This is a genomic window from Longimonas sp. (assembly GCF_046498435.1).
Lineage (GTDB): Bacteria > Bacteroidota > Rhodothermia > Rhodothermales > Salinibacteraceae > Longimonas.
In genome coordinates, this window is sequence record NZ_JAWOAR010000239.1 from 1 (window position 1) to 6,493 (window position 6,493).

A 6,493-nucleotide genomic window follows, 5' to 3' on the forward strand; every position below is an offset into this window, starting at 1 on the left:
CTTTGCTATCGATGAGCTTACTGACCGCGAGATGGCCGTCTTTCAGATGCTGGGTGAAGGCTACAGCATCCAGGAGATTCAAGACCGTCTCAACCTGACGCGCAAGACGATCGAAACGTATCGCCGCCGCGCCAAAGAGAAGCTGGGCTTCGACACGGTATCTGAGCTACTGCAGTATGCCGTGCAGTGGACGTATGGGCAGGGAACCACGGATTCCCGAAGTAAGAAAAGTAATACGGAAGACGATACGGAATAGATCGCCAATTGGAACTGACCAGGTTGCGTGATGGTGTAAAACCGGATCAACATCCGGCGCATAGGTTCTGGTGCACATAGGCTGACATCTCCAACAGCATACAACGCCCTGCGGCTCTCTGGCCGTGGGGCGTTTTGCTGTGTATGGGCTATATATGGAATGGGGTGGGATATGCCGAAACGGTCTCTGCCGATCAGGGCGATGCAGTGTCGTGATCCCCAATCCGGTGGCAGCATTGTGGTGTCGCTTCTCTACGAGGCGCCGGATGTACTTCGTCAGTCGGCCTTCGGTCTCATGTAGGGATGGACTGTAGGGATGGACGGGTGGACGTTTTTTTCTCATTCCTCCTCCACACATCCATCTTCCACCCGTCCATCCCACCACACACCAATCATACATCAATGAAGATACCGAGCTGGAATAAAGCATACCCACCTTTCTCATAAGCCTATAAATATAGTGGGATGACACGCAGACAAGCCATAAGTATAAGATTCAACAGGGAAAACAGTTGGGTGCGGTCTGCGCTCGAAGTACCTCCACGATAGCGCGTGATGAACCGTGATGAGTCGTAGTGTGCGCCTATATTCGGGATATACCGATATACGGTATGCATCCGACGGATCTCTCACTCTCGTGCACAGGGCATGGCCTGCCGTAAGGCAATCCTCCCATCGAGTGGTGAGCCAGGAAGGTTTGGAACGGATGCGCCTCTTTCTGTCTGTTTTGGAGATCCCCATCCCCTATGAACACCAAACACGACACACCGTCTTCCGCCTCATCACGCTCTGATCGTACCAACGTATTTATCGTGGACGACCACCCGTCGGTACGAGAAGCAATCAGTGCCACCATCTCGCAACGCATTAACATGCGTGTAGCGGGCGAAGCCCAGTTGGGGGCCCAGGCACTGAAGCAGATGAAGCGCCGCGCTCCTGACGTGGCGATCGTCGATATCTCGCTCAAGGACATGCATGGGCTCGACCTGATTGAGCACATTCGCGATGCTCTCCCTGAAGTGCGCATTGTGGTGTACTCCATGTACGACGAATCGGTATACGCCGAGCGTGCGCTACGTGCAGGGGCGTCAGCCTACGTTATGAAAAACAAGCCGACGACCGACGTGGCCAATGCCATTGAGAGTGTGCATGGCGGCAACGTGTACCTAAGTCGCCGCATGTCATCGCGTATCTTGGGCAAAGTCATTCGCCAGCAAGACTACGAAGTCGGGTCGACCACCGAGCGGCTTACCGATCGCGAAATGACGGTCTTTCAGATGTTGGGCGAAGGCCAGACCGTGCGTGACATTGCGGAAACGCTCGAACTAAGCCGCAAGACCATCGAAACGTACCGCCGTCGCGCAAAAGAAAAGCTGGGCTTCGATACCGTGTCGGAGTTGCTGCAATACGCGGTGCAGTGGACGTACGGGCGCGAAGACCGAGGCCGCAGCGACGAGGGCACACTGCTCCCTTCTTCCCCGTCTCCGGTATCAGAATGAGGAGCGCTGCTGTGGGAAAAAGCGGCGCACGAAGCCGTCAAGGTTTAGCGCATGCCGCTGTCGCCTTTCGGGTGCGCCTGTACTCACAATGGCGCATCCTTTTGCGAAAGCCACAGCCAAAAGCGCATATCGGCTGTTCCACACCTCGGGTGGTAGGTGCGCTCTGATGATACAGTCTAACGCGCAATCCCGTCGTACTCTATGGGTGTGCAAGCAAGTTCGCTACCTGCATACGTTCTGTTCTGATCGTTCCTTATAAACAATTTCGCTTTCATGGATACGCCCACTCCTTCTCCCAACCGGCATCCTTTAGGCTCTTCCGCCGATGCCTCGGAGATTCCCGAAGAGCAGGGTGATGGGACCTTGCATGCGACCCCTGGCCTGTATGCTACCCAGATGCATACAGGAGGACCTGCACGCTGCCAGGCGCCAGCGCTGGTACACGACTGGCTGCCGGTGTACGCTGGGGCCGAGCGCGTGCTGGAGCAGATGATCCATGCGCTGCCTGAGTCTTCCGTCTACAGCCTCATCGACTACATTCCAGATGATCAGCGCGCGTTCTTGCAAGGGAAGTCCGTGCAGACCTCGTTTATCCAGTCGCTTCCGTTTTCTAAAAAGCTGTATCGCTACTACCTGCCCCTGGCTCCCTTTGCCATTGAGCAATTTGACTTGCGTGAGCACGATGTTATCGTTTCGTCGAGCTACGCTGTGGCCAAAGGCATCCTCACACGGTCTGACCAGCTCCACATTAGCTATGTGCATAGCCCCATGCGATATGCGTGGGATCTGTATCACGACTACCTGGAGCAGTCGAACCTGACGCGTGGAGTGCGCAGCCTGCTTGCTCGCATGCTCATGCACTACATGCGTCTCTACGACAGCGCCTCCGCCTCGCGGGTCGACGTCTATGTAGCCAACTCGCAGTATGTGGCGCGCCGCATCTGGAAAACCTACCGGCGACGGGCGCACGTGGTGTACCCCCCGGTGGATGTAGAAGCCTTTGGGTTGCAAACCGAGAAAGACGACTACTATCTCACGATGGCGCGCCTGGTGCCTTACAAACGGGTCGATCTGATTGTAGATGCCTTTGCGACCATGCCCGATAAGGAACTGATTGTGATCGGCGACGGCCCCGAACTGAACCGCTTGAAGGAGCAAGCTGGCCCCAATGTGACCCTGCTCGGACGTCAACCCGACGAGGCCGTGCAGTACTACATGCAGCATGCCCGTGCCTTCGTGTATGCCGCCGAGGAGGACTTCGGAATTGCGCCGGTTGAAGCACAGGCCTGTGGTACGCCCGTCATCGCTTATGGAGGTGGTGGAGTACTGGAGACGGTCGTGCCTGGCGAAACCGGTGTGCTCTATACTGACCAAACCGCTGCACACATTGCAAATGCAGTGGCTACCTTCGAATCGCAACGCGACTGCTTCGTCCCCGAACGCATTCGCGCTCACGCCGAACAGTTCAGCCCCGAACGCTTCCGTAGCGCCTTTCGCACGCTCATTGACACCGCCTATCAGGCCTTCCAAACGAGTGAGCCCTGGGCCGTGCGCGACGCACTGACCTCTTCTTTGCCTTCCACTTCGTAACCCAAAGTGACGATGGCTTCCATAGATACCAACCCCATGCTTTCTCCCCCGCTGGTTGCGCCGCCGGTAGCACGTAAACACGAGCGGCGCTCCACAGGAGCAGCATCTACAGCCACATCAGCGCACGCTGAAACGCACCCCTGGCGTATGAACGCGCTGCTCATGGCCGGCGACACACTGATACTTGGACTGCTGCTGTATGGACTCCATATCGCCAGTTTGTGGCTGATGCCACCGTTTGCACCAACAGTCATGGTCACCGCTCCGATTGTTATTGGAAGCATACTATCCGTCTACATAGTGAGGGGGTTCTACCGCATTCGTGTAATGCATCCGGTCGAAGAGCTGCGTGTCATGACAACGACGGTAGGTGGGCTGGCGGTCATGGCTTCAGGGCTGACCTATCTCACCGTGGGAGCCCCGGTTGCAGTCGCGTTGGTTGCGGGCACTGGGGCTGTGGCCATGGCTACGGTGCCACTGGCACGCATTATGGTGCGCATCATGGGCGCGCGCCTGCCATGGTGGGGCGTCCCAGCCGTTGTGGTTGGAGACCCCAACGAAACCGCACGCATCGTAGACACGATGAACCGCTGGCCCGAAATTGGGCTGCGCCCGGTAGCGGTGTGTGATGCACCACCGCCTTCGGGCGATACACACAGCACAGCCTCCCCCGAAGCCCTGCACTGGGCGCGTCAGCATCATGTGCCCTACGCAATCTTGGCCGAAGAAGGCATTGATCCCAAGCAACGCGCCCGGATGCTGGCGCACTACAGCCAGTTCTTTGAGCATGTGTTCTGTGTGCCCACAACCAAGGGCATGGTCGCTGCATGGACAACCACCTCGACCTGCGAAGGCCTCTACGGTTTTGGCGTGCGTCATCTACAGCACCAGCCCAGTGCACGTCTGCTGAAGCGAGCCATCGATGTAGTTGGGGCCGCCATACTGCTGATTGCACTGGCCCCGGTCTTTGCGGTGATCGCTGCCGCTATTCGGTACGACTCACCAGGGCCCGTTTTCTATCGGCAAGTGCGCATGGGCTACCAGGGCCGCACTTTTACAGTGCTCAAGTTTCGCACCATGTATACCGACGCCGACGCCCGCCTTGAAGACCTGCTGGCGGACAATCCGCGTCGCCGAGCCGAGTACGAGCAGTACCATAAGCTGCAAAACGACCCGCGTGTAACCTCCATCGGACAGTGGCTTCGTCGCTTTAGTCTCGACGAATTGCCGCAGTTGCTTAACGTGCTGCGGGACGACATGAGCCTGGTTGGGCCGCGCGCCTATATGCCTAAAGAACTCTTTCAGATGCGCGGCCTGAGCCGTGTGGTCCTGCAAACGCCGCCCGGCATTACTGGGCTGTGGCAGGTATCCGGCCGCAACGCCGTCAGCTTTAGCAACCGTGTCGACCTCGATGTGCACTACGTGCATAACTGGTCGCCATGGCTCGACCTCTACCTCTTAGCCCGCACACCTCCGGTCGTTTGCTCTGGTAGCGGTGCGCATTAAACCCTGTTTTCTGTACGTTTATATCCAACCCTGACCCCCCAGCTATGAACGAGAACGAACAACGCGCCCTTGACATCCGGCGGAAAAAGGTGGAGCAGATTGGACTCTCGCGGTCCAATAATAGCGATACCGAATCCAACGCAGTCGATTTAAACACGCTCTGGCACACCGTCAAGCGTGGCAAGTGGATCATCCTGGGCACCTGCCTGGCTATGGTAGCTGCTTTTGCCGGATACACATTCCTGGTTGCACCTGAGTACGAAGCGGCCTCTACGGTTCAGGTGGAAAAGCCGAATCAAACACAAACCGTACGCTTCGACATTCAGCCTGAGCTGGCGAACGAGATTGGCATTCTGGCCAACTCCGGATCGCTGGCCATGCGTGTCGTAACAGAACTGCGCACGGTTGCCGACACAGCCAACACCCCCTTCCAGCTCTTTGAAGCTGTCGATGACGAATCGCCGACCGATGGCGATGCGATGGTGCGGCTCTTCGAGATGGTCGATTTTACAGCCGAATCGGAGCAGAACCTCATTCGTATTGTGGCTCGGAGTCAGTACCCCGAAGAAGCTGCCGCCATTGCCAATACCTATGCCGATGCCTATCGCTCCTACAGCCGCGAATCGGCTCGTGCCGGGGTAACGGCTGCGCGCGACTTCCTCGAAACCCAGCTGGAGCAGCGGCAAGAAGACATTAGCGAGGTCGAGAGCGAGTGGCAGCAGTTCGCACGGCGTCACGCTGTGGCCATTGACGGACAAGACGGCAATCGTGTGGCCAACGATTACGTCGAAATGATGGGACGGCGCGACCAACTGGAGTTCCAGTTGCAAGAAGAACAGCGCACGCTCGACATGCTCATTACCCAACTGGGGGAGGCCGAGGGAAGCTTCCGAGGCGATGTGGAGGGCGAGCAGTCGGTGCAGTCGATGCAGAATCGGATTACTGCGCTCGACCAGCAGATCGCTGACCTGGAAGCCCAGGCCGAGCCCTACTACATCAACAATCCTGACCTGCGCGGCAATGAGTCGCAAGTGCGTGAGCTAAGCCAGATCAAAACACAGATCGAGGGGCTGGAATCGCGCAAGGAGCGGCTCACCACCGAGCTGATTGAGCTGGCTTCCGACTCCTCGGTGCAGGTGGGGCAAGGCGCTGCGCTGGGCCGCCTCACAGAACTGCGCACGCGTATCGATGAGCAGGAGTCCACGGTGCGCCAGTTGCAGGGCCAGGTCGACCGGCTCAACGGACGCGTTGGGAATTATGAGGGGCGTATTGAGCAAATCCCGGAACAGACGGTACAGCGTGAACAGCTGGCCCGTCGCCTGGATCAGGCCGAGCAGTTCTATCAAGACATCGCTATGGGCTGCGGGTCAGGCGAGTCAACACATCGGGTGATTCACTCCAGCTTTTATGGTTCTGCACCAGCGTTGCCAGCTTGTGGGTGTTCTGTGCGTTGCCTGGTATGGTCGGAATCTGCTTCACGGTCTCTGCCTGGTCGGTATTTTGAGAGTGGTAAAGCACACATCCTGCCAACAAATAAATAATGTTTAAAAACATTGAAGTATGGGCGATAATTAAAAGTATTATTAATGAATCAATGTAACCTTGGCGTGTGTGCGCCAAAAATCTGGCAAGATCGTTCCGCC

General features: G+C 57.2%; 5 protein-coding genes. All 5 read left to right on the plus strand.

What is annotated here, in order from left to right; translation table 11 throughout:
• The coding region (locus tag R6U20_RS09170; RefSeq protein WP_410337555.1) for a response regulator transcription factor at positions 1-256 on the plus strand (256 nt) is incomplete at its 5' end.
• A gap of 745 nt (positions 257-1,001) precedes the next feature.
• The gene (locus R6U20_RS09175; protein ID WP_410337556.1) at positions 1,002-1,754 is read left to right on the plus strand and encodes a response regulator transcription factor; all 753 of its coding nucleotides are present in this window, start codon (positions 1,002-1,004) and stop codon (positions 1,752-1,754) included.
• Between the two features lie 273 nt (positions 1,755-2,027).
• Positions 2,028-3,344: a glycosyltransferase family 4 protein gene (locus R6U20_RS09180; protein ID WP_410337557.1), complete on the plus strand. Its 1,317-nt coding sequence runs from the start codon at positions 2,028-2,030 to the stop codon at positions 3,342-3,344.
• 12 nt (positions 3,345-3,356) lie between these two features.
• On the plus strand, positions 3,357-4,850 hold the full coding sequence (gene wbaP, locus R6U20_RS09185) for an undecaprenyl-phosphate galactose phosphotransferase WbaP (RefSeq protein ID WP_410337558.1): 1,494 nt from the start codon (positions 3,357-3,359) through the stop codon (positions 4,848-4,850).
• A gap of 44 nt (positions 4,851-4,894) precedes the next feature.
• A complete protein-coding gene (locus R6U20_RS09190) occupies positions 4,895-6,391 on the plus strand; it encodes a GumC family protein (RefSeq protein ID WP_410337559.1) in 1,497 nt (498 codons plus the stop codon).
• The last annotated feature ends 102 nt before the right edge of the window (positions 6,392-6,493 follow it).

Coding starts and splice junctions, on each gene's coding strand:
- wbaP (WP_410337558.1), top strand. CDS start 3,357: ATGGCTTCCATAGATACCAACCCCATGCTTTCTCCCCCGCTGGTTGCG.
- R6U20_RS09175 (WP_410337556.1), top strand. CDS start 1,002: ATGAACACCAAACACGACACACCGTCTTCCGCCTCATCACGCTCTGAT.
- R6U20_RS09190 (WP_410337559.1), top strand. CDS start 4,895: ATGAACGAGAACGAACAACGCGCCCTTGACATCCGGCGGAAAAAGGTG.
- R6U20_RS09180 (WP_410337557.1), top strand. CDS start 2,028: ATGGATACGCCCACTCCTTCTCCCAACCGGCATCCTTTAGGCTCTTCC.